The sequence below is a fragment of the Microbacterium plantarum genome (assembly GCF_035231185.1).
Lineage (GTDB): Bacteria > Actinomycetota > Actinomycetes > Actinomycetales > Microbacteriaceae > Microbacterium > Microbacterium plantarum.
In genome coordinates this window covers 734,049-757,570 of sequence record NZ_CP141117.1, presented here as the reverse complement: position 1 = coordinate 757,570, position 23,522 = coordinate 734,049, and the positions used below count along the sequence as shown (strand labels likewise).

Here is a 23,522-nt window from a genome sequence, read left to right as displayed (position 1 = left end):
TCAGGCGCGCGGGCCGCGTGAGCCGGCCGGACCTTCGGCGTCGTCATCGCTCGACGACGAGGAAGCGGGCGGAACGTCGCGAGGGTCGTCGGCCTCGGCGTCGAGGGCCGCCAGCTCCTCCTCGAGACGGCGGATGCGCTCGTCCTGGTCTCGCACCGACCCGAGGCTGCCGAGGAAGTCGGGGTCGTCGTCCGGGGCCCGGCGGACGGGAGCGCTCGCGCGGCGGGCGCGTCCGACGACGAACCAGAGGATGCCGCCCAGCACGGGCAGCAGGACCACGATGAGGATCCAGACCGGCTTGCTGACGCCGCGGTGACGGGTCGCATCCTGCAGCGCGCAGTCGACGATGCTGTACACCCAGAAGGCGAGTGCCAGCAGCACACCGATGAGCAGGAGCCGCGCCATCCCCCCATCCTAGGCGTCCGGCGACCCCCTCGGCCCGGACGTAGAATGGCCGGATGAATGCCCGCTCGGCCGTCGTCTACTCGGTGCTGCGGCTCCTCGCCTTCCTGGTCCCGTTCGGCATCATGATGCTGTTCCCCATCATGCGCGAGTACTACTGGCTCTCAGCGATCTTCGCCGCCCTCATCGGCTTGAGCCTGTCGATGATCTTCCTGCGCCGGCCGCTCGACGATGTCGCCTCGGGCCTCGCCGAACGACGCACGCGCCGCCGCTCCGGCGCCCAGACCGACGCCGAGGCCGAAGACGCCGCGTCCTGACCTCAGATCTTCCGGGCCTCAGCCGACGAAGGCCCAGAACAGGAACGCGCCGTACGCGACGGACGTCAACGAGGTCAGCGCGAGGGCGACGACCAGTTCACGCGGCTGGCGGTACGTCCAGACGATGAGGATCGCCGACAGAGCCGGCAGCAGCGCGAAGAGGCTCAGCCAGGCGATCGGATAGACCAGGGCGAGCAGCACGGCGATCGCGAACGGCGCCAGGACGAACAGGGTGAAGACGATGCGCGTCGCCGTCCGGCCGATCAGGACCGTCAGGGTGCGCTTGCCTGCGATGCGGTCCTGGTCGATGTCGCGCAGGTTGTTCGCCAGGAGCACGGCGCACGCGAGGAGCCCAGCGCCCACCGCGCCGAACCAGCTCTCCTGGGGAACGAATCCGGCCTGGACGAAGGTCGTGCCGACGGTCGCGACAATGCCGAAGAAGACGAAGACGAAGAGCTCGCCGAGACCCGCGTAGCCGTACGGGCGCTTGCCACCCGTGTAGAACCACGCCGCCACGACGCAGGCGGCCCCGACCAGCAGCATCCACCAGTGCCCCGTCCGCACGACGATCGCGATGCCGGCGACGGCGGCGATACCGAAGAACCCGAGGGCGACGATGAGCACCGTTCGGGGCTTCGCCAGCTTGCCGCCGGTGAGTCGCGCGGGACCCACGCGCACATCGTCCGTGCCCCGGATGCCGTCGCTGTAGTCGTTGGCGTAGTTGACGCCGATCTGCAGTGCGACCGCGACCACGAGGCAGCACAGCGCGATGACCCAGTGCAGGTCGCGGTCGACGAGCATCGCCGCCCCCGTGCCGATGAGAACCGGGGTGATCGCGAGCGGCAGGGTGCGCAGCCGCGCCGCGCCGATCCAGTCGCGAGCCGTCGCCTTCCGCGGCGGCGGAGCCGAGACGAGGCCGCGCTTGGCGGGGTTACCGCCGCGCGGCGCGGGACGAGACGACTTCGGGGAGCGAGACGAGCGAGCCACGAGGGATCATCCTAGATCGCGAGCATGCGACGCAACGCCGCACGGTCGGGTTTTCCGCTCGCGAGCACCGGCATGCGCTCGACCGGGACGACCCGTGCCGGGCGCGCCGGCTTGCCGAGCCGGTCGCCGACCGTGTCCCGGATCTCGGACAGCAGAGCCGACTCGTCGGCACCGATCTCGGCGAGCGCTGCGATCTCGACGACGACGGCGGACGCCTGCCCCCATCGCTCGTCGGCCGTCGCGACGACGACGGCCGACGCGAGTCCGGGTCGCTCCCGGACGACGGCCTCGACGCGGTCGAGCGAGACGTTGACGCCACCCGAGATGATGACGTTGTCGACGCGCCCGGTCACCCGCAGCACGTTCTCGTCGAACTCCCCCGCGTCGCCGGTGCGGTACCAGCGCACACCGTCGTCCACGATGAAGGATGCCGCCGTGCGGTCGGGCTCGCCGAGGTAGCCGTCGGCGAGCATGGGGCCCGAGAGCTGCACCTCGCCGGCCACGATCCGCACCCCTACCCCGTCGAGCGGGACGCCGTCGTAGACGCATCCGCCACTGGTCTCCGTCGAGCCGTAGGTGCGCACGATGCGCGCCCCCAACCGCGTGGCGCGCTCGCGCTGCGACGCCGGGAGCGCCTGCCCGCCCACCAGGATCGCCTCGTAGGCCCGCAGGGCGTCGGCGACGGCGGCATTCGTCTCGGCCGCATCGAGCAGATCGGCCAGCTGGGCGGGTACCAGCGAGGTGAACGTCGCCGCACGCTGCCCGCCGACGCTCGAGTGCGTCGACGCGGTGACCGCGGCGAAGGCGGCGGGCGAGAACGACCCCGTGAGGACGGCCGGCTGGTGCCCCGCGAGGAGGCTGCGCACCATCACCTGCAGCCCCGCCACGTACCCGGGCGACAGGGCGAGGAGCCAGCGCCCTTCGCCGATGCGGGCCGCGGTCGACGCGGCGCTGGCGATGAGGGCCGAACGGCTGAGCACGACGCTCTTGGGCACCCCCGTCGACCCCGACGTCGTGACGACGGCGACGGTTCCAGGCGGCGCCTGCGCCGGAGCGCTCGTGCCGGCGGGCGCGCCGAGGGCGAGCGCCGGCCCGGCACCGTCGAGGGTCTGCCGAAGGGCCCGGAGCACCGCGCGGGGCTCCGACGCGACCGGGACGAGGTCGACCGCCATGTCAGAGGCGAGCCATCTCAGAAGTGGTAGGGGTAGGGCGACCAGTCGGGGTCGCGCTTCTGCAGGAAGGCGTCACGCCCCTCGACGGCCTCGTCGGTGCCGTAGGCGAGCCGCGTCGCCTCGCCCGCGAACACCTGCTGGCCGACCATTCCGTCGTCGATCGCATTGAAGGCGAACTTCAGCATGCGGATCGCGGTGGGCGACTTGCCGAGGATCGTGCGGGCCATCGCGATCGCCTCGCGCTCGAGCTCGGCGTGCGGAACGACACGATTGACCGCGCCCATCTCGTAGGCGCGCTGCGCGGAGTACTCCTCCGCGAGGAAGAACACCTCGCGGGCGATCTTCTGGCCGACCTGCCGCGCCATGTACGCCGAGCCGTACCCGGCGTCGAACGACCCGACATCCGCGTCGGTCTGCTTGAACCGGCCGTGCTCGGCCGAGGCGATCGAGAGGTCGCACACGATGTGCAGGGAGTGCCCGCCGCCCGCAGCCCAACCCGGAATGACGGCGATGACGACCTTCGGCATGAACCGGATGAGGCGCTGCACCTCGAGGATGTGCAGGCGCCCGGCCCGGGCCGGATCGGCGACCGCGCTCTCGTCATCGCTGTACTTGTAGCCGTCGCGGCCACGGATGCGCTGGTCACCGCCCGAGCAGAACGCCCAGCCGCCGTCCTTCGCGCTCGGACCGTTGCCGGTGAGCAGCACGACGCCGATGCGCGGGTCCTGGCGCGCGATGTCGAGCGCGCGGTACAGCTCGTCGACCGTGTGCGGGCGGAAGGCGTTGCGCACCTCGGGACGGTCGAACGCGATGCGCGCGATGCGCCCGTCGGTCGAGATGTGAGCGGTGATGTCGGTGTAGGCGTCCGCCCCGGGGGCGAGCGACCATTCCGCGGGATCGAACAGTTCCGAGACCATGCCGCCAGCCTATGCCGCGGTGGGAGGATGAACGCGTGGACCCCGCCCTGCCCCTCCCCTCCCTGGCCGAGCTGCTCGACCGATCGCACGTCGTGGCGCTGCCGCTGACGACGCGTTTCCGCGGCGTCGACGTGCGAGAGGCGCTGCTGCTCGAGGGGCCGGAGGGCTGGACGGAGTTCTCGCCGTTCACCGAGTACGACGACGGTGAGGCCGCGACCTGGCTGGCCGCCGCGCTCGAGTTCGGCTGGACCGCGATGCCCGCGCAGGTCCGCGAGCGCGTCGCCGTGAACGCCACCGTGCCGGCCGTCGCGGCCGAGCGCGTCGCCGAGGTGCTCTCGCGGTACGACGGATGCCGCACGGTCAAGGTCAAGGTCGCGGAGCGCGGCCAGGTGCTCGCCGACGACGTCGCCCGCGTGCGGGCGGTCCGCGAGGCGCTCGGCCCCGAGGGACGTGTGCGGATCGACGCGAACGGCGTGTGGAACCTCGACGAGGCCGAGCACGCGCTCCACGCCCTGGCGGAGTACGACCTGGAGTACGTCGAGCAGCCGTGCGCGAGCGTCGAGGAGCTCGCCGAGTTGCGCCGCCGTGTGCGTTACATGGGAATTCCCATCGCCGCCGACGAGAGCGTCCGCAAGGCCGACGACCCGCTCGCGGTGGCGCGAGCCGGTGCCGCCGATCTGCTCGTCATCAAGGCGCAGCCGCTCGGCGGCGTCCGGCGTGCGCTCGCTCTGGTGGCAGAGGCGGGTCTACCCGCGGTGGTCTCGAGCGCCCTCGACACGAGCGTCGGCCTGTCGATGGGGGTCACCCTGGCGGCGGCCCTGCCCGACCTCGACTTCGACTGCGGCCTGGGAACGGCCTCCCTCTTCGTCGACGACGTCGCGACCCCCGCCCTGCGTCCGCTCTCGGGTGAGCTCGCGACCGGACGGGTCACGGTCGACCGGGATGCCGTCGCCGCGCTCGCCCCGTCCGCGGAGCGGCAGCGGTGGTGGCGCGAGCGGCTCGAGCGCTGCCACGCGGTGCTCGCACAGGCGCGCTGAGCGCAGGTCGCTCGGGCCTCAGGCGTCGAGGAGCGCGGTCGCGAGCTGCCCGATGCGCTCGTGCAGCAGCCGCGTCGTCTCGGGTTCGCCGAGCCCTTCGACCGCCGCCCGCTCGCACGTTGCATCGGAGAGATCGACCATGAGCTGCGCGACCTCCGTGATCGGCAGCCGGAAGCGCAGCTCGTAGACCTTCCGGATGTCGTCGACGATCACCCGCACCCGCTCGACGATGCCGTCCTGCAGGCGAAGGTAGGCCTCGGCCATCCGTTCGTCGCGCAGAGCCTGCGTGCGCAGCTCCGACACCAGCCGGGGCTCCATGCCCCCGAGCGAGACGTCGACGATCTGGGGAACGAGCAGGGACGGATCGGGCGCCGCGGTGCGATCGAGGGTGCGTACGCGGTCGGCGACCAGGTCGAGCTTCTCGCTGGAGGACCGCTCGACCAGGGCGAGGAAGAGCTCGCCCTTAGAGTCGAAGTTCGAGTAGAAGGCGCCGCGCGAGAATCCGGCACGGTCGCAGACGGCCTCGACGGATGCCGCGTCGAGACCGACCTCGGCGAAGACCTCGGCGGCGGCATCGAGCAGCCGGGCGCGCGTGTTCTCGCGACTGCGGGTGGCTGTGCGTGCCTCGGCGTCCATGGTGCTCCTCGCGTTCACACCGATCGTCCAGCCTGACCGGTGCGTGATGAACCTAGGATACATTGGTGTATCGGATACAGCGCTGTATCGAACAACCGTGACGATCGATCAGACCTGGAGCGCCCGTGTCCACACTCCTGTTCACCCTCGGACGCTGGTCGTTCCGTCACCCCTGGCGGGTCCTCGTCTCGTGGCTGCTGATCCTCGTCATCGCCGGCGGCGGAGCGGCGCTGCTGAACAAGGGCACCGACAACTCCTTCTCGATCCCGGGGACCGAGGCGCAGGAGGGGCTGGAGTTGCTGAACCGCACGTTCCCCCAGGCGAGCGGCACGAGCGCGCAGCTCGTCGTCGTCGCCCCCGAGGGAGACAGCGTGCGCGACGAGCCGTTCGCCGGCGAGATCGCCGACACCGTGACCGCGTTCGGCGACCTGGGTGATGACGTCCTCGCCGTGACCGATCCGTTCGACCAGACGGTCTCCGGCCTGGTCTCGGAGGACGACCGGGCCGCGATCGTCCGCGTGCAGTTCGACGGCGAGGCGACCTCGGTCAGCGCAGAGACGAAGGACGCGCTCACCTCGGTGGCCGACCGGATGCGGGCGGACCTGCCCGACGGCACGCAGATCGCGCTGGGCGGTGACCTGTTCTCGACCTCGATCCCGGCGCTGTCGATCGTCGAGGTGATCGGTGTGCTGGTGGCACTGTTCGTCCTCATCGTCACGTTCCGCTCATTCGCCGTCTCGTGGTTCCCGCTCGTCAGCGCTCTCATCGGGGTCGCGCTCGCGACGGCGATGATCTTCGTGGCGACGCAGTTCGCCTCGGTGTCGTCGACGACCCCGCTGCTGTCGGTCATGCTCGGCCTCGCCGTCGGCATCGACTACTCGCTCTTCATCGCCGCCCGACATCAGGACCAGGTGCGTGCGGGCATGGACCCGGAGGAGTCCGCCGCCCGTTCGACCGGAACCGCGGGATCGTCCGTCGCGTTCGCGGGCATCACGGTGCTCATCGCACTGATCGGGCTCAGCTTCGCCGGCATCCCCTTCCTCACGACGATGGGCATCGCTGCAGCCGTTGCCGTCGCGATTGCCGTCGTCGTCGCCGTCACCCTCACTCCCGCGCTCCTCGGTTTCGCCGGAGCTCGTGTCGCCGGTTGGCCCCGCCGAGCGAAGCGGTCGCGGAAGCGACCGGCCGCGCCCCGTCGATCGTTCTCGGAGCGCTGGGTGCGCGGCGTCACGCGGCATCCGCTCGTCACCACGATCGCGGTCATCGCGGGTCTCGGCGTCGTCGCGATCCCGTCAGCGAGCCTGACCCTTGCCCTCCCCAACGCGGGGGTGCAGCCGCCCTCGAGCGAGGCCCGGCAGGCGTACGACCTCACCGCCGAGCACTTCGGTCCCGGCGCGAACGGTCCGCTGATCATGACCGGGACGATCGTCACCTCGAACGATCCGCTGACCCTGATGCAGGACATCGGCGATGACATCGCCACCATTCCCGGGGTGAAGGAGGTCGCGCTCGCCACCCCCAACGAGACCGCCGACACCGGGCTCGTGCAGATCGTGCCCGAGACCGCACCCGACTCCCCCGAGACGGCCGACCTCGTGCGCGAGTTGCGGGCACAGCACGACCGCCTGCTCGACGAGTACGGTGTCGACCTCAAGGTCACCGGGTTCACCGCCGTGGGTATCGACATCTCCGATCGGCTCGGCGAAGCCCTGCTGCCCTTCGGTGTCTTCGTCGTCGGGCTCTCGCTCATCCTGCTGACGATCGTGTTCCGATCGATCTGGGTGCCGATCAAGGCCGCGCTCGGATATCTGCTGTCGGTGCTCGCCGCCTTCGGCGTCGTCGCCGCCGTCTTCGAGTGGGGCTGGTTCGCCGACCTGCTGCACGTCACCCGCGAGGGGCCCGTGATCAGCTTCATGCCGATCATCCTCATGGGCGTCCTGTTCGGCCTCGCGATGGACTACGAGGTCTTCCTCGTCTCGCGGATGCGCGAGGACTACGTCCACGCCCGCCGCGACCGGGGCGGCCGCGCGGATCGCCTCACCGCCGTCGGGGCCGTCCGCTCCGGTTTCACCTCGTCGGCGCGCGTCGTCACGGCCGCGGCGGTGATCATGTTCGCCGTCTTCGCCGCGTTCGTCCCCGAGGGCGACTCGTCGATCAAGCCGATCGCACTGGGGCTCGCCGTCGGCATCGCCGTCGACGCATTCCTCATCCGCATGACGCTCGTACCGGCCGTCATGGCGCTGCTCGGTGAGAAGGCGTGGTGGATGCCGCGCTGGCTCGACCGCGTCCTCCCCCACTTCGACATCGAGGGCGAGGCCGTCGAGCGCGAGCTCTCGCTGCGCGAGTGGCCGGAGCGCAACACCTCCGCCGCCCTGGTCGGAGAGGATGTCGCCGTCCACGCCGACGACGACGGCCACGCGGCGGTCTTCTCCGACGCGACCTTCCGGGTCGAGCCCGGCGAGTCGCTCGTCGTCTCCCACCCCGATCCGCGCGTCGGCCGCGCCTTCGCCCTCGCCGTCTCCGGGCGGCTCCGCGTCGACGGGGGGCTGCTCCGCGTCGGCGGGCACCTGCTGCCCGAGCGGGCGCCGTGGGTCCGCTCGCACGTCGGCCTCGCGCTGCTCGACGACACGACCGACCCGGTGGCCGAGCTGCGTCGCGCCACCTCGGGCGGAGCGACGATCGTCGTGGTCGACGGACTCGACGCCCTCGCCGGCGCTGACCGCGATCAGGCCGCCGCGGTGCTCCGCGATGCGGCATCCGACCTCGACGAACGCCACGCGGGGGCCGGTGCCCTCACCGTCGTGGCGATCGTCCGGCGCGAGCTCGGCGTGCTCGACATCCTCGCTGAGGCCCATCGCCCGGCGCCCCACACCCTCCCCCTGCACGGCGGTGCATCCGCGACATCCGCGTCCGAACCGTCGCACCCGAACACCGAGGTGATCCCGTCATGACCCTGTTCATCGAGCGCGCCCGCTCGCGCAAGCCCGTCACCTGGCTCACGATCGTGGGCGTCATCCTGCTGCCCGTCCTCATCGGCGGCGTCTTGGTCGCAGCGCTCTACAACCCCGTCGAGCGCCTCGACAACATGCGGGCGGCGATCGTCAACGACGACCAGGCGGTCGAGGTCAACGGTCAGCTCGCGCCCCTCGGCCGGCAGCTGACCGCCGGTCTGGTCGCCGGGTCGGACGAGGTCCCGAGCAACCTGGACTGGGTCATCTCGAACGACGAGGACGCCCGGGCCGGGCTCGCCGACGGCACCTACGACGCCGTCGTCACGATCCCGAGCGGCTTCTCGGCCGCGGCCACCTCGACCGCCCCGGGCGGCACGCCCGAGAAGGCCACCATCCGGGTCGACACCGCCCCGGACAGCCTCGTCGTCGACGACGCCATCACGGCGCAGATCACACAGGCGGCCACCTCGCTCATGGGCTCGCAGCTCTCGACGGTCTATCTCGAGAACGTGTTCCTCGGCTTCACGACGCTGGGAGATCAGCTCGGAGATGCCGCCTCGGGCGCCCGACAGCTCGCCGACGGCGGGCGGCAGGCAGCCGACGGCGCCACGCAGCTCGCCGACGGTGCGGGCCAGTTGGCCAGCGGTGCGGGCACCCTCTCGGACGGGGTCGGCCAGCTCGCGACCGGTGCCTCGCAGCTCTCCGACGGGGCCGCGGCGACCCAGACGGGCCTGACGACCTGGGCGCAGGGCGCGCGCACCCTCGCCGGCGGAACCAACGAGTTCGCGACCCAGCTGTCGCAGTCGCTGAGCGGGCTGAGCGTTCCCGAGATCCCCGCCGAGGCCGTTGCCGGAGCGCAATACCTCGCCGAGAACTCCGACCGCATCGCGACCGGCGTGACGCAGGCCGCCGACGAGCTCGCGGCCGTCGCGGCGAGCTGCGAGGCCGACGGTGGATCGGCGCAGGTCTGCGACGCCCTTCGCGCCGTCTCCGCGCGCACGCAGAGCGCCCTGCCCGAGGTCACCGGTGCGATCGGTCAGTCCGGTCAGATCGCCGGACAGGTCTCGGGACTGGCGGCCTCCGCGCCCGAGCTGATCTCCGGTCTGCAGCAGGCCGCCGGTGCGGCGACGCAGCTCGCGAACGGCATGACCGAGCTCGCCGACGGTGCCGACGCTCTCGCAGCCGGAGGCGGCCAGCTGGCCTCCGGCGCCTCGGCCCTCGCCGCGGGTGCCGGATCCGCCGCCGACGGCGCCGCGCAGCTGTCCTCCGGCGCCGGCGAGCTGGCGGGCGGTGCAACCGACCTCGCCACCGGCGTCGGAACCGTCGCCGACGGCACGGGCACCCTCGCCGACGGCCTCGACACCGCAACGGCGGCACTGCCGTCGTACACTGACCAGCAGGCGACTGACCTCGCGAGCGTCGTGGCCGCACCCGTCGAGGCAGAGGGCCTCGGGTCCGACCTGTTCGGTGCCTCGGCCATCCCGCTGCTCACGGGCCTCGCCCTGTGGCTCGGCGCGATCGGATCGTTCGTCGCGCTGCAGGCCGTCCCCCGCGGCGCGCTGACCTCACGTCGCCCGTCGTTCCTGCTGACGCTGCGGGCCTTCGCCCCCGCCGCGGTGGTCGGGCTCGTGCAGGGCGTCCTGGTCGCGGTGGTCGTGCAGCTCGCGGCGTCGTACGACCCGTGGACGTGGGCCGCGTTCGCCGGACTCTCCGCCCTGGCGGGTGTCGCCTTCGCCGCCGTGAACCAGGCCCTCGTCGCGCTGCTCGGCGGAGCGGGCCGATGGGTCGCGGCCGGTGTCGCCGTGCTGGCGGTCGCCACGGGAGTCGTCTCGACCGTGCCCGGAGTGCTGTCGCAGATCGCGGGGCTGCTGCCGACGGCATCCGCCTACCAGGGCCTGCTCGCGGTGCTCACCTCGGCCGGAGGTGCCGGAGCCGCGGTTGCGGGGCTGCTCGTGTGGACGGCGATCTCACTCGTGGTCACGGTCATCGTCACGGCCCGGGCGCGCACGACCTCGGTGCGCGCGGTGCTGCGCCCCGCCGCCGTCTGACACGCGTTCGCCCCGCCTTCTCGTGAGGCGGGGCGGAGCGAGTGAGTTGGCAGTTCACGCCCCCACGCGCGACGGGAATGGGCACATGCTGCCAACCGAGCCGACGCCCCGCACCCCGGCAAGGTTGAGTGGGCAGTTCACGCCCCCTCCAGCGACGAGAACGGGCAGCTACTGCCAACCGAAGCGACGCCGCGCACCACAGGCGACTCCCAGCTGGCAGTTCGCGCCCCCTCCCGCGACGGGAATGGACACATGCTGCCAACCGAGCCGACGCCCCGCACCCCGGCAAGGTTCAATTGGCAGATCACGCCCTCTCCCGCGACGAGAATGGGCGCCTGCTGCCAACCGAGCCGACGCCGCGCACCACAGGCGACTCCCAGTTGGCAGTTCGCGCCCCCTCCAGCGACGAGAATGGGCGCCTGCTGCCAACCGAAGGCGACTCCCAGCACCCCGGCGAAGGGTCAGCTCAGGCCGCTGTAGGCGTGCAGACCCTTGAAGAACTGGTTGACGATGATGAAGTTGAACAGCACCGCTGAGAAGCCGACGATCGACAGCCAGGCGCTGCGGTTTCCGCGCCAACCGCGCGTCGCGCGAGCGTGGATGTAGCCGGCGTAGAGCACCCAGATGACGAAGGTCCACACTTCCTTCGTGTCGAAGCCCCAGTACCGGCCCCACGCGTCGTTGGCCCAGATCGAGCCGGCGATGAGGGTGAAGGTCCAGAAGATGAAGCCGATGATGGCGAAGCGGTAGGCGAGCGACTCGAGGGCGTCGGCGCTCGGCAGCGTACGCAGGAACCGCGCACCGTCGCGCTGCGGAGCGGATCCCGCGGATGCCGCATCCCCAGCATCGGCGCTGACCCGAGCGATCGCGCGTGCCTCGCGTCGCGCCTGCATGAGCTGCACGATCGACAGGGCGAACGCGAGCGCGAAGAACGCCGACGCCAGCGAGGCAACGAAGACGTGGATGACGAGCCAGATCGACTTCAGCGGGTCGGCGAGCGGCACCACCGCGACGTAGAAGTTGAGGACCGAGCCGCCGAGCAGCACGACCGCGAGCCCGGTGATGAAGGTACCGAGGAACCGGAGGTCGTACCGGAAGAGCACGACGAGGTAGACCATCACCACGAGGAGCAGCCCGGTGAGGGCGAACTCGTACATGTTCGACCACGGCACACGCTCGGCGGCGATGCCCCGCAGCACTGTCGCGCCGAGGTGGAAGAGGAACCCGATCCAGGTCAGGGTCGTTCCCATGCGCGCCCACAGCAGGCGCGGGCGGTCGGCGGGGCGGGCGTTGAGCGCGAGCTCGGCCTGAGCCTCCGCGGCGCGGATCTCGCCGATCGTCTGCGCACCGCCTGCGGCGACGAGGGCGGGAGCCGCCGCCGCGGCGGGGACGGAGTCTTTCGTCTTCAGCGCGAGGTCGGAACGACGAGCCAGATCGATCGCGTAGGCGATGAAGGCGAGCGCGTAGACAGCCACCGCTGTCCAGACGAGCAGGACCGAGACGGCATCCAGCGACAGGTCTTCGGGCATGATCCTCAGTTTACGTCGGGCGCTTGCGCGCGGGCGGGGCGGGGACGGCGCGGACGCTCGGCCTCGGGCGGCAGCTCGACCTCATCGCGCCCGAGGGCGGCGAGGTGACTGCGGGAGATGTCGGCGACCGCCTGCGCGATCGCGGGGTCCTCGCCGCGGGCGAGGCCGGCGTACTCCAGGCGGATCGCTCCGTCTACCGGGGTCGCCTTGACCCACAGGCGCCGCCGCGGCACGAAGAGCCCCGCGAGCAGGCCGAGGGTGGCGAGGATCGCGAAGACGAGCACGAACGGCGCCCCCACGTCACGGTGGATCGACAGCGAGACGTAGCGCTTGACCGCCTCCTGAGCGCCGGATGCGCGCTGGTCCTCGAAGGTCACGGTGCCACGACCGCCCGGGAGGTCGACGGTCTGACCGGGTTCGAGCTCGAGCGACGCGGCCTCCGCGTCGCCGCCGGCGATCTGCTCCATGCCGGTCGGGTCGAGCGTGTAGACCGAGCGGGGCGTCCCGTCGTCGATGCCGAGGTCGCCCTCGTAGACACGGAAGGTCACGAGCGGGTTGGTGAGGTCGCCGTAGGCGGAGGCGATGGCCCCCGTCTCGAGCGTCGCTGCCGTCGGGTAGAAGAAGCCGGCGAATCCGAGCTGCTTCGGCATCCCGTCGGCGATCTTGACGACGCCGATCGAGGTCATGTTGTTGTCCTGCGGCAGGAACGGCACGTCCTCGCTGAACACGACCTCGCCGGCGGCGTCGCGGACGGTGATCGTGGGGGCGTAGCCGTTGCCCATCAGATAGACGCGGTCACCCTCGATCCCGTAGGGGTGGTTGACACGCACCTCCCCGTCGCGCGGCTCCTGCCCGGGCTCGGTCACCGTGAGGTGGGCGAGGAAGTCTCCGGCCATCCCGTGACCCGGTCCCCCGCTGAACGGGCCGTATGTCACGTCGAACTTGTCGAGGGTCAGCGAGTACGGCGGCATCTGGTCGGTGTCGACGAAGCGGCCCGGGTTGAACGAGGTGTACCCGAGACCGAGCGAGTTGACGAACGTGTCACCCTCGACGATGACGGTCTGACCCGTGTACGTCAGCCCGCCGCCGATGCCGACCGAGATCAGCACGCCCACGAGCGCACCGTGGAAGACGAGGTTGCCCGTCTCGCGCAGATAGCCCCGCTCGGCCGAGACGGATGCGACCTGGCCCGAGTCGTACCGCTCGACGCGGTAACCCGACTTGCGCAGCTGTCGCTGAGCCTCGTCGACGGCCGCCGACGCCGCGGCCGCGGCATCCTCGTCGTCGCGCAGGGCGACTCCGACCGTGCGGTGATCGGCCAGCCGTGACAGGCGCACGGGGGTGCGGGGCGGGCGCGACTTCATGGCCTGCCAGTGGTGCTTCGTTCGCGGGATGACGCACCCGACGAGCGAGACGAACAACAGGATGTAGATCGCCGAGAACCACACCGAGGTGTAGACGTCGAACATCTGCAGCGCATCGAGGATCGGGTACAGATCGGGGTTGTCGGTGCGCCACTGGGTGACACCGTTGGGGTCGGCGCTGCGCTGCGGCACGATCGACCCCGGGATGGCCGCGATCGCGAGCAGGAGCAGCAGGACCAGCGCCGTGCGCATGCTCGTCAGCTGCCGCCAGCCCCACCGCAGCCACCCGACGAAGCCGAGCTGGGGCTGGGTGATCTCGCGGTCGCCGTCGGCGGGTTCGGCCGCGGGAGCGGCGTCGGAGTGGTCGCCCGGTCGCAGCGGCGCCGAGGGATCGGCCTGGTCAGAGGAAGGTCGGGACACCGGCCACCACTCCTTGGAAGACGGACATGATCGTGGTCCAGACGCCGGTGACCATCAGCAGGCCGAGGACGACGAGCAGCGCTCCCCCGGCGATGTTCACGACGCGGATGTGGCGGCGCACGAAGGCCACCGAGCGGGTGGCCCAGCTCGCGCCCAGCGCCAGCAGGACGAAGGGGATGCCGAGGCCCAGCGAGTACGCCACGGCGAGAACCCCGGCGCGGGTCGGGTCGGCTTGGCTGAGGGCGATCGAGAGGATCGCGGCGAGGGTCGGACCGATGCAGGGCGCCCAGCCGATGCCCATCGCGATGCCGAGCAACGGCGCTCCGGCGAGGCCGAGGTTCTGCCGCAGCTGCGGCCGGTAGATCCGCTGCGCGAAGCCGAACATGCCGACGAACACGAGCCCCAGGACGATCACGACGGCGCCGAGGACACGCGTGATGACCTCCTGGTACTCGAAGAATGCGCGGCCGATCGTGCCCGCGAAGACGCCCATCGCGAGGAAGACGACCGTGAACCCCGCGATGAACAGCCCGACACCGAGCAGGAGGCGTCCGCGGCCCGGCGCGGACGTCGGAGAATCCGTCGAAACGCGGACCGATCCGGCGGCATCCTCCGAGCTTCCCGACATTTTCCGAGCTTCACCGCGGCTGGCGACCCGCTCAGCGGGCTCGCGCGGCGTGACCGCGCTGCCGAGGAAGCCCAGGTAGCCGGGGACGAGCGGCAGCACGCACGGCGACAGGAACGACACCAGTCCCGCGAGCACGGCGATCGGCACCGCGAGCCACAGGGCTCCGCCGAAGACGATCTCGCCCGGGTTCACGACGATCCCGCGCCGGCGCCCGCCTTCGCGGCGTCCTCGACGAGGGTGCGGAGGATGCCGGCATCCCGCAGCTGGCCGACGATGCGGGCCGCTACGCGCCCTTCGGTGTCGAGCACGAGCGTCGTCGGCGCCGCCTGGACAGACGCGGATGCCGCGAGCGCGAGCTTCAGCTCGCTGTCGCCCTGCATGAGGAGCGAGGGGTAGCTGATGCCGTAGTTCCGCTCGAAGGCCGACGCCTGCTCGGGACCGTCGTAGATGTTGACGCCGAGGAACTCCGCGCCGACCTCCTGCGTATCGGTGTAGACCTCTTCGAGCAGCGGCGCTTCGGCGCGGCACGGGCCGCACTGCGCGTACCAGAAGTTGAGGACGAGCGGCTTGCCGGCGTAGTCCGCGCTCGAGATCGTCGAGCCGTCGACGGCCGTGCCGCTGAACGCGATCGGAGCGCCGCGCTCGGCCTCGGGGATCTCGGTGGTCGTGCCATCGCCCGAGATGAACCCCTTGTTGTCGCCGTCGCGGTACTGCCCGGCGAGGTCGTCGTTGGGGCTCGAGCAGGCGGCGAGGCCCGCCGCGAGTCCGAGTGCGAGGACGGCGGCCACGAGGCGGCGCTTCATCAGACTGCTCCTACATCGACGGCGCCCGCGGTCGATGCGGGCTCGGCGTACGCGACCTCGCGCCACGCGGCGCGCTCTCCCCCGTCAGAGAGCTCGAAGCTCGTGACGCTCGAGAGCGCGCATCGGCGCCGACGCGGGTCGTGGCGCAGCGGCTCGCCGGCGATCGCGAGGTGGGTGATCCAGATCGGCAGCTGGTGCGAGACGATCACGGCATCGCCCGAATCGGTCGAGTGCCACAGGTCGCGCATGGCCGCATCCATGCGCGCGACGATCTCGAGGTAGGGCTCGCCCCAGCTCGGAGTCGCCGGCGTGCGCAGGTGCCACCAGTTCCAGGGATTGACGAGGGCGTTGCGCATGCGCCGACCCTCGAAGACGTTGTGCGGCTCGATGACTCGTTCGTCGATGACAGGATCGAGGCCGAAGAGCTCGGTGAAGGGCTCGGACGACTCGCGCGTGCGCTGCAGCGGCGACGACATCAGGGCGGTGACCGGGCGGTCGAGCGACGCGACGTGCTCGGCGGCCGAACGGGCCATGCGCCGTCCGTCCTCGCTCAGTCCGAAGTGCGGCAGCCGTCCGTAGAGCACGCGCTGGGGGTTGTGAACCTCACCGTGGCGCACGAGATGGAGACGGGCTGCGGGCACGGTCTCCAGTCTACGGCGGCAGCTCCTATGCGGACCCTGAGCGCCCGATCGGCCGGCAGCCGGTGGGTCAGGACCCCTCGACGCTCGGCTCCGGCGCCGGCCCCGCGCCCGCGGCTCGATCGCGACGCAGATCGCGCACGCGCTTCACGACGAACCAGACGATGAGCACCGCGACGACGACGATCACGATCAGCTGGAAGGTCTCGGCGTAGCGCTCGACGATGTGCCAATTCTCGCCGAGGAGGAAGCCAGCCATCACGAAGATCGAGTTCCAGATCAGGCTTCCCGCGGTGGTGAGCAGGCCGAACTTCCACCAGTGCATCCGCGCGACCCCGGCTGGGATCGAGATGAGGCTGCGGAACAGCGGCACCATCCGTCCGAAGAACACCGCGATCGAGCCGTGCTTCTCGAACCAGTGGACCGACCGCACGACGTCGTCGCCGGTCACCAGCGGCATCCGGTCGGCGATGCGGCGCAGCCGCTCCGCTCCCAGCCAGCGGCCGAGGAAGTACAGGATGTACGCGCCGAAGACCGACCCGAACGTGGTCCACAGGATCGCCTCGGCGAGCGTGAAGGATCCGCGTGAGGCCGCGAGCCCGGCCATCGGCAGGACGACCTCACTGGGGATCGGCGGGAACAGGTTGTCCATGCCGACCGCGATCGCCGCCCCCGCCGGCCCGATCGTGTCCATGAGCGAGACGGTCCAGTCGGCGAGCGTGGTCAGCCACGACCCGCCCTCGTCTGCGGAGGCCTCCGACGCGTGGGCGTAGGCGGTGCGGGTCATGACGGTCATCGGGGGCCTTCGCGCTCGGTGATCGGATGCCCGGCCGGGCCCCGCGCACAGCCTAGGACGGCAACGTCGGAGATTGCTGGACGCGTAGACTCTCCCCTCGTGAGTGAACGCGTTCTCGTCCAGCAGCTGCAGGCCCGCCCCGACGGCCCCGTTTCGGTGTCCGGATGGGTCGAGACCGTCCGCGATCAGAAGAAGGTGCAGTTCGTCATCCTCCGCGACGAGACCGGCGCCGTGCAGCTGGTCAACCCCGCGACGCGCCCGGCCGAGGACGGCAGCGAGCAGGATGCCGCGGCCCTCGCCCTCACCGAGCTGATCTCGAACCTCTCGACGGGCACGTTCCTCACCGTCACGGGCGAGCTCAAGCACGACGAGCGCGTCAAGCTCGGCGGCGTCGAGATCAAGATCGGCGCCCTCGACATCGCGGCCGCCGCCCTCCCCGAGACTCCCATCGCGGCCGACTCCGGTCTCGACAAGCGTATGGACTGGCGCTTCCTCGACCTGCGTCAGCGCCGCAACAACCTGATCTTCCGCGTGCAGACGACGCTCGAGCATGCGATGCGCACGTACTGGATCGAGCGCGACTACATCGAGATCCACTCCCCCAAGCTCATGGCCTCCGCTTCCGAGTCGGCCGCCGAGCTGTTCGAGGTGCCCTACTTCGAGGACAAGACGGCGTACCTCGCGCAGAGCCCGCAGTTCTTCAAGCAGATGGCGCAGTCGGCGGGCTTCGGCAAGATCTTCGAGATCGGCGACGTCTTCCGCGCCGACCCGTCGTTCACCTCGCGGCACGCGACCGAGTTCACCTCGATCGACGCCGAGATCAGCTGGATCGACTCGCACGAGGACGTCGCTGCGATGCAGGAAGAGCTGCTGCAGTTCGCCTTCCAGGCCGTCAAGGACAAGCACGGCGACGAGATCGCCGAACTGTTCGGTGTCGAGGTACAGGTTCCGCAGACCCCGTTCCCCCGCATCCCCCTGGCTGAGGCCCGTGAGATCGTCGCGGCACGCGGCTACGACATCCCGCGCACCGACGGCGACCTCGACCCCGAGGGCGAACGCCAGATCTCGGCGCACGTGCTCGAGACCTACGGTCACCAGTTCGTCTTCATCACCGACTATCACCCCGAGATCCGCGCTTTCTACCACATGCGCGACGAGGAGACCGGGCTGACCAAGTCGTACGACCTGCTCTTCAACGGCGTCGAGATCACGACCGGCGCGCAGCGCGAGCACCGCGTCGACGTTCTCATCGAGCAGGCGAAGGAGAAGGGTCTCGACCCCGAGCACCTCGACTTCTACCTCGACTTCTTCCGCTACGGCGCCCCGCCGCACGGCGGCTTCGGCATGGGCCTCGCGCGCGTGCTGATGCTGCTGCTCGGTGAATCGTCGATCCGCGAGGTCACGTACCTCTTCCGCGGGCCGACGCGCCTCGCCCCGTAACACAACACCCCACGCACCCGGCAAGCGCTCAGGCAGCGTCCGCCGCCGCCCGTATCGTGGCTTCTCCCGTGACGGAAGGAGTACGACGTATGTGGGACGGGTGGATGGAGTTCGCCATCGCGGTGCTGGTGGGTCTCGCGGTCGCCGTGGTGATCGCTGTGGTCGCTCATGTGGCGCTGAGCATCGCCGCGCGACGGCAACGCTGGCCGGAGGTGCTCGGCCGCCGCTCGCGCGCGCCGTTCCGTTCGCTGCTCGTCGCCATCGTCCTGTGGGCCGCCGTGCAGGCCGCCTTCCCCGACGAGCTCTGGCGGTCGGCCCTGAGCCAGCTGCTGACGATCGTCATCATCGCCGCGAGCGCCTGGCTGCTCGCCTCTCTCGTGCTGGTCGTCACCGACATCGCGCTCGGCCGTTACCGCATCGATGTGCCGGACAACCGCGTCGCCCGCCGTATCCGCACGCAGATGCTCATCGTGCGGCGTCTGGCCGTGGCGATCATCATTGTGATCGGCCTCGGCGCGGCCCTCCTGACCTTCGACTCGGTGCGGGCGGTGGGGGCGAGCGTCCTGGCCTCCGCGGGTATCGCGTCGGTGGTCGCGGGACTGGCCGCCCAATCGGTGCTCGCCAACGTCTTCGCGGGGCTGCAGATCGTCTTCAGCGACGCTCTGCGCGTCGACGACGTCGTCGTGGCCGACGGCGAATGGGGCCGCGTCGGAGAGATCACACTCAGCTACGTCGTGCTCGACCTGTGGGATGACCGCCGGCTCGTCCTCCCCTGCACCTACTTCACCACGACGCCGTTCGAGAACTGGACGCGGCGCGGCTCCGAGCTGCTGGGGGCCGTCGAGATGGATCTCGACTGGAACGTCTCGCCCGCCGCGATGCGCGCGCACCTGCACGACGTGCTCGAGAAGACCGACCTCTGGGATCGCCGGACGTCGGTGCTGCAGGTGACGGATGCCGTCGCCGGCTACGTCCGCGTGCGCATCCTGGTCACCGCGAAGGACGCTCCCACGCTGTTCGACCTCCGCTGCCTCGTGCGCGAAGCGATGGTCACGTGGGTGCAGCGCACGATGCCGCAGGCCGTTCCGGTTCAGCGGATCGTCATGTCGGATGCCACGGCCCCGGGGCACCACACCGACCACCCGATCACGCACGACCCCACCCCGACCAACGACGGGCTCTTCACCGGCAGTGCCGAGGCCGAACGACGGGCGAGCACGTTCACGAACGCGATCCCGGTGGTCATGACGGACGAGCTCGCCGAGCGCGATCGGCGGAACTGAGACCCCCTCGGGGCGAGCCGGTTGAGGCCGGGTGGCTCAGACCTCGAAGTCGACCGAGATGCGACTCGCGACGACGCCGCGGACGAAGGCGGCGACCTCCTGGTGAGCCGGGTGCACCTGGTACGCCTCGAGACCGGCGACATCGTCGAAGTCGGCGACGAGGGCGACGTCGCCGTTGACATCGGCGTAAGCCGCGTTCGGCCCGATGCTCAGCGAACGGATCGAGGGGACGACACCGACGAGACCCTGGATGCGGCGCGCCACCTCGGCGGCGTGCTCGGCCCGGGTCTCGGGGTCTTCGGCGGCGAGCTTCCAGGCGACGACGTGGCGGATGGTCATGCGGACTCCTCGGTCGGGGTCGGGGTTTCGTCGGTCAGCGCGGCGCGCAGCCGGTCGGCCGACACGCGCCAGTGCGCGTGGAGGCGGTCGTCGATCAGCACGACGGGGATCTTCTCCCACCACTGCTCGAAGAGCGCCGGGTCGTCGAAGATCGACCTCTCGACGACCTCGACGTCCGCTTCACCGGGCAGGTCGGCCACGACGGTGTCGACGATCTCGCGGGCGACGTCGCAGAGGTGGCAGCCGGGCTTGGAGATGAGCGTCAGCGTGGACATCGGTGGCGCGCCGCTGTCAGCGCTCGAGCTCGAAGCCGCGCGAGGCCCACTCGCCCGTGCCGCCGGTGACGTTCGTGGCGTCGTAGCCGCGTGCCTCGAGGGCGGCGACGACCTGGGCCGACCGTCCGCCGGCCTGGCAGATGACATCGAAGGCGCCGTCGGGCAGCTCGTCGATCCGCTCACCGAGCTGCGACATCGGGATGCTGATCGCGCCGGGGACCCGTCCCGCGGCGAACTCGTGATCCTCGCGGACGTCGATGAGGGGGATGTCGCGGCCCGCGCGGAGCTCGTCGATGGTGATGGATTTCATGCTCGTTCCTCCACGTCCAGCCTAGGCCGCGGCGCAGTGGGGCGGCCGCATCCGGAAAGCACGAAGCGCCCCTCGGCCGGAGCCGAATGGGGCGCTCAGTGACGTCGCCGCGACTTACTTCTTGTTGCGGCGCTGGTGGCGAGTCTTGCGAAGCAGCTTGCGGTGCTTCTTCTTCGCCATGCGCTTGCGGCGCTTCTTGATGACAGAACCCACGGAAAACCTCACTATGTCAGGGTCTGGACGCATCTCGTCTGCGTCCGGGAACAGGCACCTCGCGAAAAATGCCTCGGATCAGTCTAGCCGACGTCGGCGATCGGCCGTTGCACAGCGTCGCGCACGGCAGATTCGGGCACGCGATAGCTCCGACCGAAGCGGACAGCCGGCAGCTCGCCGGAATGCACGAGGCGATACACCGTCATCTTCGACACCCGCATGATCTCGGCCACCTCCGCAACGGTGAGGAAGCGCACATCGGGCAGCTCGGCCATCGTCATCCCTTTCCCCCGGATGCGAACACTCTAGGGGCGCGGCGCGACGCGTGTAAACCGGAGTGACGCCTGTTGCGAACCGGGCACGGGCCCCGCCGCGTCAGCGACCGGAGCGCTTGCCGAACACGCTCGTGACGGCGTGCTTGGCGGATGCCGCAGCCCGGCCGACGAGCTCGGCCGCAGCCACGGCCTGTTCGGGGAGGGCGGCGACAGGCTCGGCGTCGTAGGCCTCGGAGGACAGGAAGGGGACGAGCCAGTCGTCGACGACGTCGAGCGGCTCGGGCGACAGGCTGTAGTACCGGTGCTGCCCTTCCTCTCGGACCGTGACGAGCTCGGCACCCCGGAGGACCTTCAGATGCTTGGAGATCGTCGGCTGGCTCACCCCGAGCTCACTGACGATCTGCGAGACGCTCGTGCCGGACGAGCGGGGATCGGAGTCGCGATCGAGCAAGAGCCGCAGGATGTCCCGACGGGTACCGTCGGCGATCACGTCGAAGATGTCCGCCATGCCATCAGGTTAGTCGGCGCACGCGCCCGAGTACCATGACATCGGCACCGACCTACTGCGGCGCCGGGAGCAGCAGCTGCGATCGTGGGGAGGAACACGCATGGCGGACAGGTCCGTCGGCGCGATCGTCCTCCACCGCCTCGGTGGTTTCGGACGCAGCGCCTGGGACGCCGGGCGTGATCTGGCGACCGCGTCGCCGTCTCGGTTCGCGGTACTGATCTTCTCGACGCTGATCCTCGTCTTCACGACGCTGTTCTCTCTGCCGGCGGCATCCGCGTCAGGCCGGGCCACGCCGTTCGCCGACGCGCTGTTCACCGCGGTGTCGACGATCTGCGTCGCGGGGCTCGCGACCGTCGACATGGCCACGCACTGGTCGCCGTTCGGTCACGTCCTGATCTACATCGGCGTCAACGTGGGTGCGCTCGGCGTGCTGACCCTCGCGTCGATCCTCGGCCTCGTCATCTCCAAGCGCCTCGGTCTGCGCGCGAAGCTCATCGCCGCCGGCGACAGCAATCCGATGCGCGCGCACGGCGGTCCCGTCAACGAAGGTCAGGCCGTCCGCCTCGGCGAGGTCGGCTTGCTGCTGCGGACCGTCGCGCTATCGACGCTCGTCATCGAGGCGGGGCTGGCGATCCTGCTGTATCCCTCGTTGCTGTTCGGCGGCGTCGATCCGCTCACCGCGCTGTGGGAGGCCCCGTACTACGCGGCGATGGCCTTCACCAACACCGGCTTCTCGCCGAATGCCGAGGGCCTGCAGCCGTTCGCCCAGGACTACGTGATGCTCACCGTGCTCATGGCGGGGGTGTTCCTCGGCTCGATCGGCTTCCCGGTGATCTTCACGCTCTGGCGCCACCAGTGGCACGTGCGGGCGTGGTCGCTGCACGCGAAGCTCACGATCATCACCACGATCATCCTGTTCTTCACCGGCGCCGGAGTCTTCCTGCTCCTCGAGTACGACAATCCGGCGACCTTCGGGTCGATGGAGGCGTGGGACACCACGTTCCAGGCGTTCTTCATCTCGGCGATGACCCGGTCGGGCGGCTTCTCGATCATCGACATCGGCGAGATGCACGGCTCATCCCTCATCGTCGGATCGATGCTCATGTTCGTCGGCGGCGGCTCGGCCTCGACGGCGGGCGGCATCAAGGTCACCACCCTCGCGGTGCTCGCCCTCGCCGTGTGGTCCGAGGCGAAGGGGCGCCCGTCGGTGCAGGTGTTCCGCCGCCGCATCCCCAGCGACGTACAGCGCGTCGCGCTCTCGGTCGTCGCCTGGAGCGCCACGATCGTCGCGATCGGCACCGTCACGATCGCGCAGATCACCAAGGCCCCCGTCGACGAGGTGCTGTTCGACGTCATCTCCGGGTTCGCGACCGTCGGCCTGTCGACAGGCTTGACGGCCGAACTGCCCGACCCCGCGGTGTACGTCATGGCCCTCGTCATGTTCATGGGCCGCGTTGGTACAGTGACTCTCGCTGCAGCGGTGGCCGCGGCATCCCGTTCGCAGTTGTACGCCCTGCCCGTCGAAAGGCCGATCGTTGGTTGAGCAGATCCGAAGCGACGCTCCCGTCCTGGTCATCGGGCTGGGGCGCTTCGGCGCCGCCTGCGCGGGAGAGCTCGACCGCCTCGACCGCGAGGTGCTCGCGATCGACGACAACCTCGAGCTCGTCCAGAAGTGGTCGGAGCGCGTCACGCACGCTGTGCAGACCGACGCCCGCAACCTCGACGCGCTCAAGCAGATCGGTGCGCAGGACTTCCAGGTCGCCGTCGTCGCCGTCGGCTCGTCGATCGAGGCGTCGGTCCTCATCACCGCGAACCTCGTCGACCTGAAGGTCCCGCAGATCTGGGCGAAGGCGGTCTCGCAGTCGCACGGCAAGATCCTCGCCCGCGTCGGCGCCAACCACGTCGTGTACCCCGAGCGCGAGGCCGGCGAGCGCGTCGCGCACCTCGTGAGCGGGCGCATGCTCGACTTCATCCGTTTCGACGACGACTTCGTGCTCGCGAAGATGTACCCGCCGAAGTTCATCCGCGGCGTCGGCCTCAACGAGTCGGGCGTGCGGACGAAGTACCGCGTCACGGTCGTCGGTGTGAAGAGCCCCGGCAAGCCGTTCCGCTATGCCGAGGCCAACACCGTCGTGACCAACCACGACCTCATCATCGTCTCGGGCACCAACTCCGACATCGAGCGCTTCGCCTCCCTCGACCGCTGACCCGGTTTGGTCGCCGCGGTGTCGCGG

At 70.4% G+C, this 23,522-nt stretch carries 25 protein-coding genes; 8 read left to right on the top strand and 17 right to left on the bottom strand.

All coding sequences use genetic code 11. From position 1 onward, the window contains the following. Complete coding sequence (locus VC184_RS03590; protein ID WP_274178470.1) at positions 1-405, bottom strand: PLD nuclease N-terminal domain-containing protein; 405 nt, start codon at positions 403-405, stop codon at positions 1-3. Positions 406-458: 53 nt separating this feature from the next. Here VC184_RS03590 and VC184_RS03585 point away from each other — a divergent pair, with 53 nt between their 5' ends. Beyond that, entirely contained in the window at positions 459-719 is a 261-nt protein-coding gene (locus VC184_RS03585) for a DUF4229 domain-containing protein (protein ID WP_112616729.1), read from the top strand. Positions 720-737: 18 nt separating this feature from the next. On the opposite strand, the gene VC184_RS03580 is transcribed toward VC184_RS03585, so the two are convergent. The 3 genes from VC184_RS03580 to VC184_RS03570 are packed head-to-tail and all read right to left on the bottom strand — an operon-like array spanning position 738 to position 3,795. Beyond that, the gene (locus VC184_RS03580; RefSeq protein ID WP_323987304.1) at positions 738-1,706 is read right to left on the bottom strand and encodes a 1,4-dihydroxy-2-naphthoate polyprenyltransferase; all 969 of its coding nucleotides are present in this window, start codon (positions 1,704-1,706) and stop codon (positions 738-740) included. A gap of 11 nt (positions 1,707-1,717) precedes the next feature. After that, positions 1,718-2,878 carry an AMP-binding protein gene (locus VC184_RS03575; RefSeq protein WP_274178469.1) on the bottom strand — a complete coding sequence of 387 codons (1,161 nt, stop codon included), beginning with the start codon at positions 2,876-2,878 and terminating at the stop codon, positions 1,718-1,720. Between the two features lie 17 nt (positions 2,879-2,895). Further along, positions 2,896-3,795: a 1,4-dihydroxy-2-naphthoyl-CoA synthase gene (locus VC184_RS03570; protein ID WP_274178468.1), complete on the bottom strand. Its 900-nt coding sequence runs from the start codon at positions 3,793-3,795 to the stop codon at positions 2,896-2,898. A 47-nt stretch (positions 3,796-3,842) separates the two neighbouring features. On the opposite strand from VC184_RS03570, the gene VC184_RS03565 reads away from it, so the two are divergent. Further along, the gene (locus VC184_RS03565) at positions 3,843-4,832 is read left to right on the top strand and encodes an o-succinylbenzoate synthase (protein ID WP_274178547.1); all 990 of its coding nucleotides are present in this window, start codon (positions 3,843-3,845) and stop codon (positions 4,830-4,832) included. An 18-nt stretch (positions 4,833-4,850) separates the two neighbouring features. Here VC184_RS03565 and VC184_RS03560 read toward each other — a convergent pair whose 3' ends face one another. Then, positions 4,851-5,468 (bottom strand): TetR/AcrR family transcriptional regulator, encoded by a 618-nt coding sequence (locus VC184_RS03560; protein ID WP_274178467.1) that lies wholly within the window; start codon positions 5,466-5,468, stop codon positions 4,851-4,853. A 125-nt stretch (positions 5,469-5,593) separates the two neighbouring features. Here VC184_RS03560 and VC184_RS03555 point away from each other — a divergent pair, with 125 nt between their 5' ends. Together VC184_RS03555 and VC184_RS03550 are read left to right on the top strand one after the other, a co-directional pair. Then, a complete protein-coding gene (locus tag VC184_RS03555; protein WP_274178466.1) occupies positions 5,594-8,419 on the top strand; it encodes an MMPL family transporter in 2,826 nt (941 codons plus the stop codon). Beyond that, positions 8,416-10,467: a YhgE/Pip family protein gene (locus VC184_RS03550; RefSeq protein ID WP_274178465.1), complete on the top strand. Its 2,052-nt coding sequence runs from the start codon at positions 8,416-8,418 to the stop codon at positions 10,465-10,467. The genes VC184_RS03555 and VC184_RS03550 overlap by 4 nt, the downstream gene beginning before the upstream one ends. A gap of 461 nt (positions 10,468-10,928) precedes the next feature. Here VC184_RS03550 and ccsB read toward each other — a convergent pair whose 3' ends face one another. The 6 genes from ccsB to VC184_RS03520 form a co-directional block, all read right to left on the bottom strand. Then, positions 10,929-11,996: a c-type cytochrome biogenesis protein CcsB gene (gene ccsB / locus VC184_RS03545; protein WP_274178464.1), complete on the bottom strand. Its 1,068-nt coding sequence runs from the start codon at positions 11,994-11,996 to the stop codon at positions 10,929-10,931. Positions 11,997-12,001: 5 nt separating this feature from the next. Then, positions 12,002-13,780 (bottom strand): cytochrome c biogenesis protein ResB, encoded by a 1,779-nt coding sequence (gene resB / locus VC184_RS03540; protein ID WP_274178463.1) that lies wholly within the window; start codon positions 13,778-13,780, stop codon positions 12,002-12,004. Next, positions 13,761-14,600 (bottom strand): cytochrome c biogenesis CcdA family protein, encoded by an 840-nt coding sequence (locus tag VC184_RS03535; RefSeq protein WP_114588157.1) that lies wholly within the window; start codon positions 14,598-14,600, stop codon positions 13,761-13,763. The genes resB and VC184_RS03535 overlap by 20 nt, the downstream gene beginning before the upstream one ends. Then, entirely contained in the window at positions 14,597-15,211 is a 615-nt protein-coding gene (locus tag VC184_RS03530; protein ID WP_112616711.1) for a TlpA family protein disulfide reductase, read from the bottom strand. The genes VC184_RS03535 and VC184_RS03530 overlap by 4 nt, the downstream gene beginning before the upstream one ends. Beyond that, entirely contained in the window at positions 15,211-15,852 is a 642-nt protein-coding gene (locus VC184_RS03525) for a histidine phosphatase family protein (RefSeq protein ID WP_112616709.1), read from the bottom strand. Before VC184_RS03525 ends, VC184_RS03530 begins: the two co-directional genes overlap by 1 nt. Before the next feature lie 67 nt (positions 15,853-15,919). Beyond that, on the bottom strand, positions 15,920-16,645 hold the full coding sequence (locus tag VC184_RS03520; protein WP_112616707.1) for a DedA family protein: 726 nt from the start codon (positions 16,643-16,645) through the stop codon (positions 15,920-15,922). Positions 16,646-16,744: 99 nt separating this feature from the next. Between VC184_RS03520 and aspS the strand changes: the two genes are divergently transcribed. Together aspS and VC184_RS03510 are read left to right on the top strand one after the other, a co-directional pair. After that, on the top strand, positions 16,745-18,085 hold the full coding sequence (gene aspS, locus VC184_RS03515; protein WP_064956100.1) for an aspartate--tRNA(Asn) ligase: 1,341 nt from the start codon (positions 16,745-16,747) through the stop codon (positions 18,083-18,085). A 104-nt stretch (positions 18,086-18,189) separates the two neighbouring features. Beyond that, positions 18,190-19,368 carry a mechanosensitive ion channel family protein gene (locus VC184_RS03510; protein WP_282502140.1) on the top strand — a complete coding sequence of 393 codons (1,179 nt, stop codon included), beginning with the start codon at positions 18,190-18,192 and terminating at the stop codon, positions 19,366-19,368. Positions 19,369-19,404: 36 nt separating this feature from the next. Here VC184_RS03510 and VC184_RS03505 read toward each other — a convergent pair whose 3' ends face one another. The 6 genes from VC184_RS03505 to VC184_RS03480 all read right to left on the bottom strand — a co-directional run bounded on the left by VC184_RS03505 (position 19,405) and on the right by VC184_RS03480 (position 21,288). After that, positions 19,405-19,707 carry a Dabb family protein gene (locus VC184_RS03505; protein ID WP_112616703.1) on the bottom strand — a complete coding sequence of 101 codons (303 nt, stop codon included), beginning with the start codon at positions 19,705-19,707 and terminating at the stop codon, positions 19,405-19,407. Beyond that, complete coding sequence (locus tag VC184_RS03500; protein ID WP_274178459.1) at positions 19,704-19,982, bottom strand: glutaredoxin family protein; 279 nt, start codon at positions 19,980-19,982, stop codon at positions 19,704-19,706. The genes VC184_RS03505 and VC184_RS03500 overlap by 4 nt, the downstream gene beginning before the upstream one ends. A 16-nt stretch (positions 19,983-19,998) precedes the next feature. Next, complete coding sequence (locus VC184_RS03495; RefSeq protein ID WP_269267353.1) at positions 19,999-20,292, bottom strand: rhodanese-like domain-containing protein; 294 nt, start codon at positions 20,290-20,292, stop codon at positions 19,999-20,001. 114 nt (positions 20,293-20,406) lie between these two features. Further along, positions 20,407-20,505, bottom strand: a complete 99-nt coding sequence (locus tag VC184_RS03490) for a 30S ribosomal protein bS22 (protein WP_003792170.1) — start codon at positions 20,503-20,505, stop codon at positions 20,407-20,409. A gap of 83 nt (positions 20,506-20,588) precedes the next feature. Then, positions 20,589-20,780 carry a helix-turn-helix domain-containing protein gene (locus VC184_RS03485; protein ID WP_094262527.1) on the bottom strand — a complete coding sequence of 64 codons (192 nt, stop codon included), beginning with the start codon at positions 20,778-20,780 and terminating at the stop codon, positions 20,589-20,591. A gap of 100 nt (positions 20,781-20,880) precedes the next feature. Beyond that, a complete protein-coding gene (locus VC184_RS03480; RefSeq protein WP_023952229.1) occupies positions 20,881-21,288 on the bottom strand; it encodes an ArsR/SmtB family transcription factor in 408 nt (135 codons plus the stop codon). A 100-nt stretch (positions 21,289-21,388) separates the two neighbouring features. On the opposite strand from VC184_RS03480, the gene VC184_RS03475 reads away from it, so the two are divergent. Continuing rightward, positions 21,389-22,831, top strand: coding sequence for a TrkH family potassium uptake protein (locus VC184_RS03475; RefSeq protein WP_112616695.1), 1,443 nt, complete (start codon positions 21,389-21,391; stop codon positions 22,829-22,831). Next, on the top strand, positions 22,824-23,495 hold the full coding sequence (locus VC184_RS03470; RefSeq protein WP_023952231.1) for a potassium channel family protein: 672 nt from the start codon (positions 22,824-22,826) through the stop codon (positions 23,493-23,495). The genes VC184_RS03475 and VC184_RS03470 overlap by 8 nt, the downstream gene beginning before the upstream one ends. The last annotated feature ends 27 nt before the right edge of the window (positions 23,496-23,522 follow it).

What these genes read in the sequence shown, in the direction of transcription:
- VC184_RS03590 (WP_274178470.1), bottom strand. Translation starts at nt 405, where the DNA reads ATGGCGCGGCTCCTGCTCATCGGTGTGCTGCTGGCACTCGCCTTCTGG.
- VC184_RS03585 (WP_112616729.1), top strand. Translation starts at nt 459, where the DNA reads ATGAATGCCCGCTCGGCCGTCGTCTACTCGGTGCTGCGGCTCCTCGCC.
- VC184_RS03575 (WP_274178469.1), bottom strand. Translation starts at nt 2,878, where the DNA reads ATGGCGGTCGACCTCGTCCCGGTCGCGTCGGAGCCCCGCGCGGTGCTC.
- VC184_RS03570 (WP_274178468.1), bottom strand. Translation starts at nt 3,795, where the DNA reads ATGGTCTCGGAACTGTTCGATCCCGCGGAATGGTCGCTCGCCCCCGGG.
- VC184_RS03560 (WP_274178467.1), bottom strand. Translation starts at nt 5,468, where the DNA reads ATGGACGCCGAGGCACGCACAGCCACCCGCAGTCGCGAGAACACGCGC.
- VC184_RS03550 (WP_274178465.1), top strand. Translation starts at nt 8,416, where the DNA reads ATGACCCTGTTCATCGAGCGCGCCCGCTCGCGCAAGCCCGTCACCTGG.
- ccsB (WP_274178464.1), bottom strand. Translation starts at nt 11,996, where the DNA reads ATGCCCGAAGACCTGTCGCTGGATGCCGTCTCGGTCCTGCTCGTCTGG.
- VC184_RS03530 (WP_112616711.1), bottom strand. Translation starts at nt 15,211, where the DNA reads ATGAAGCGCCGCCTCGTGGCCGCCGTCCTCGCACTCGGACTCGCGGCG.
- VC184_RS03520 (WP_112616707.1), bottom strand. Translation starts at nt 16,645, where the DNA reads ATGACCGTCATGACCCGCACCGCCTACGCCCACGCGTCGGAGGCCTCC.
- VC184_RS03510 (WP_282502140.1), top strand. Translation starts at nt 18,190, where the DNA reads ATGGAGTTCGCCATCGCGGTGCTGGTGGGTCTCGCGGTCGCCGTGGTG.
- VC184_RS03505 (WP_112616703.1), bottom strand. Translation starts at nt 19,707, where the DNA reads ATGACCATCCGCCACGTCGTCGCCTGGAAGCTCGCCGCCGAAGACCCC.
- VC184_RS03500 (WP_274178459.1), bottom strand. Translation starts at nt 19,982, where the DNA reads ATGTCCACGCTGACGCTCATCTCCAAGCCCGGCTGCCACCTCTGCGAC.
- VC184_RS03495 (WP_269267353.1), bottom strand. Translation starts at nt 20,292, where the DNA reads ATGAAATCCATCACCATCGACGAGCTCCGCGCGGGCCGCGACATCCCC.
- VC184_RS03485 (WP_094262527.1), bottom strand. Translation starts at nt 20,780, where the DNA reads ATGGCCGAGCTGCCCGATGTGCGCTTCCTCACCGTTGCGGAGGTGGCC.
- VC184_RS03480 (WP_023952229.1), bottom strand. Translation starts at nt 21,288, where the DNA reads ATGGCGGACATCTTCGACGTGATCGCCGACGGTACCCGTCGGGACATC.
- VC184_RS03475 (WP_112616695.1), top strand. Translation starts at nt 21,389, where the DNA reads ATGGCGGACAGGTCCGTCGGCGCGATCGTCCTCCACCGCCTCGGTGGT.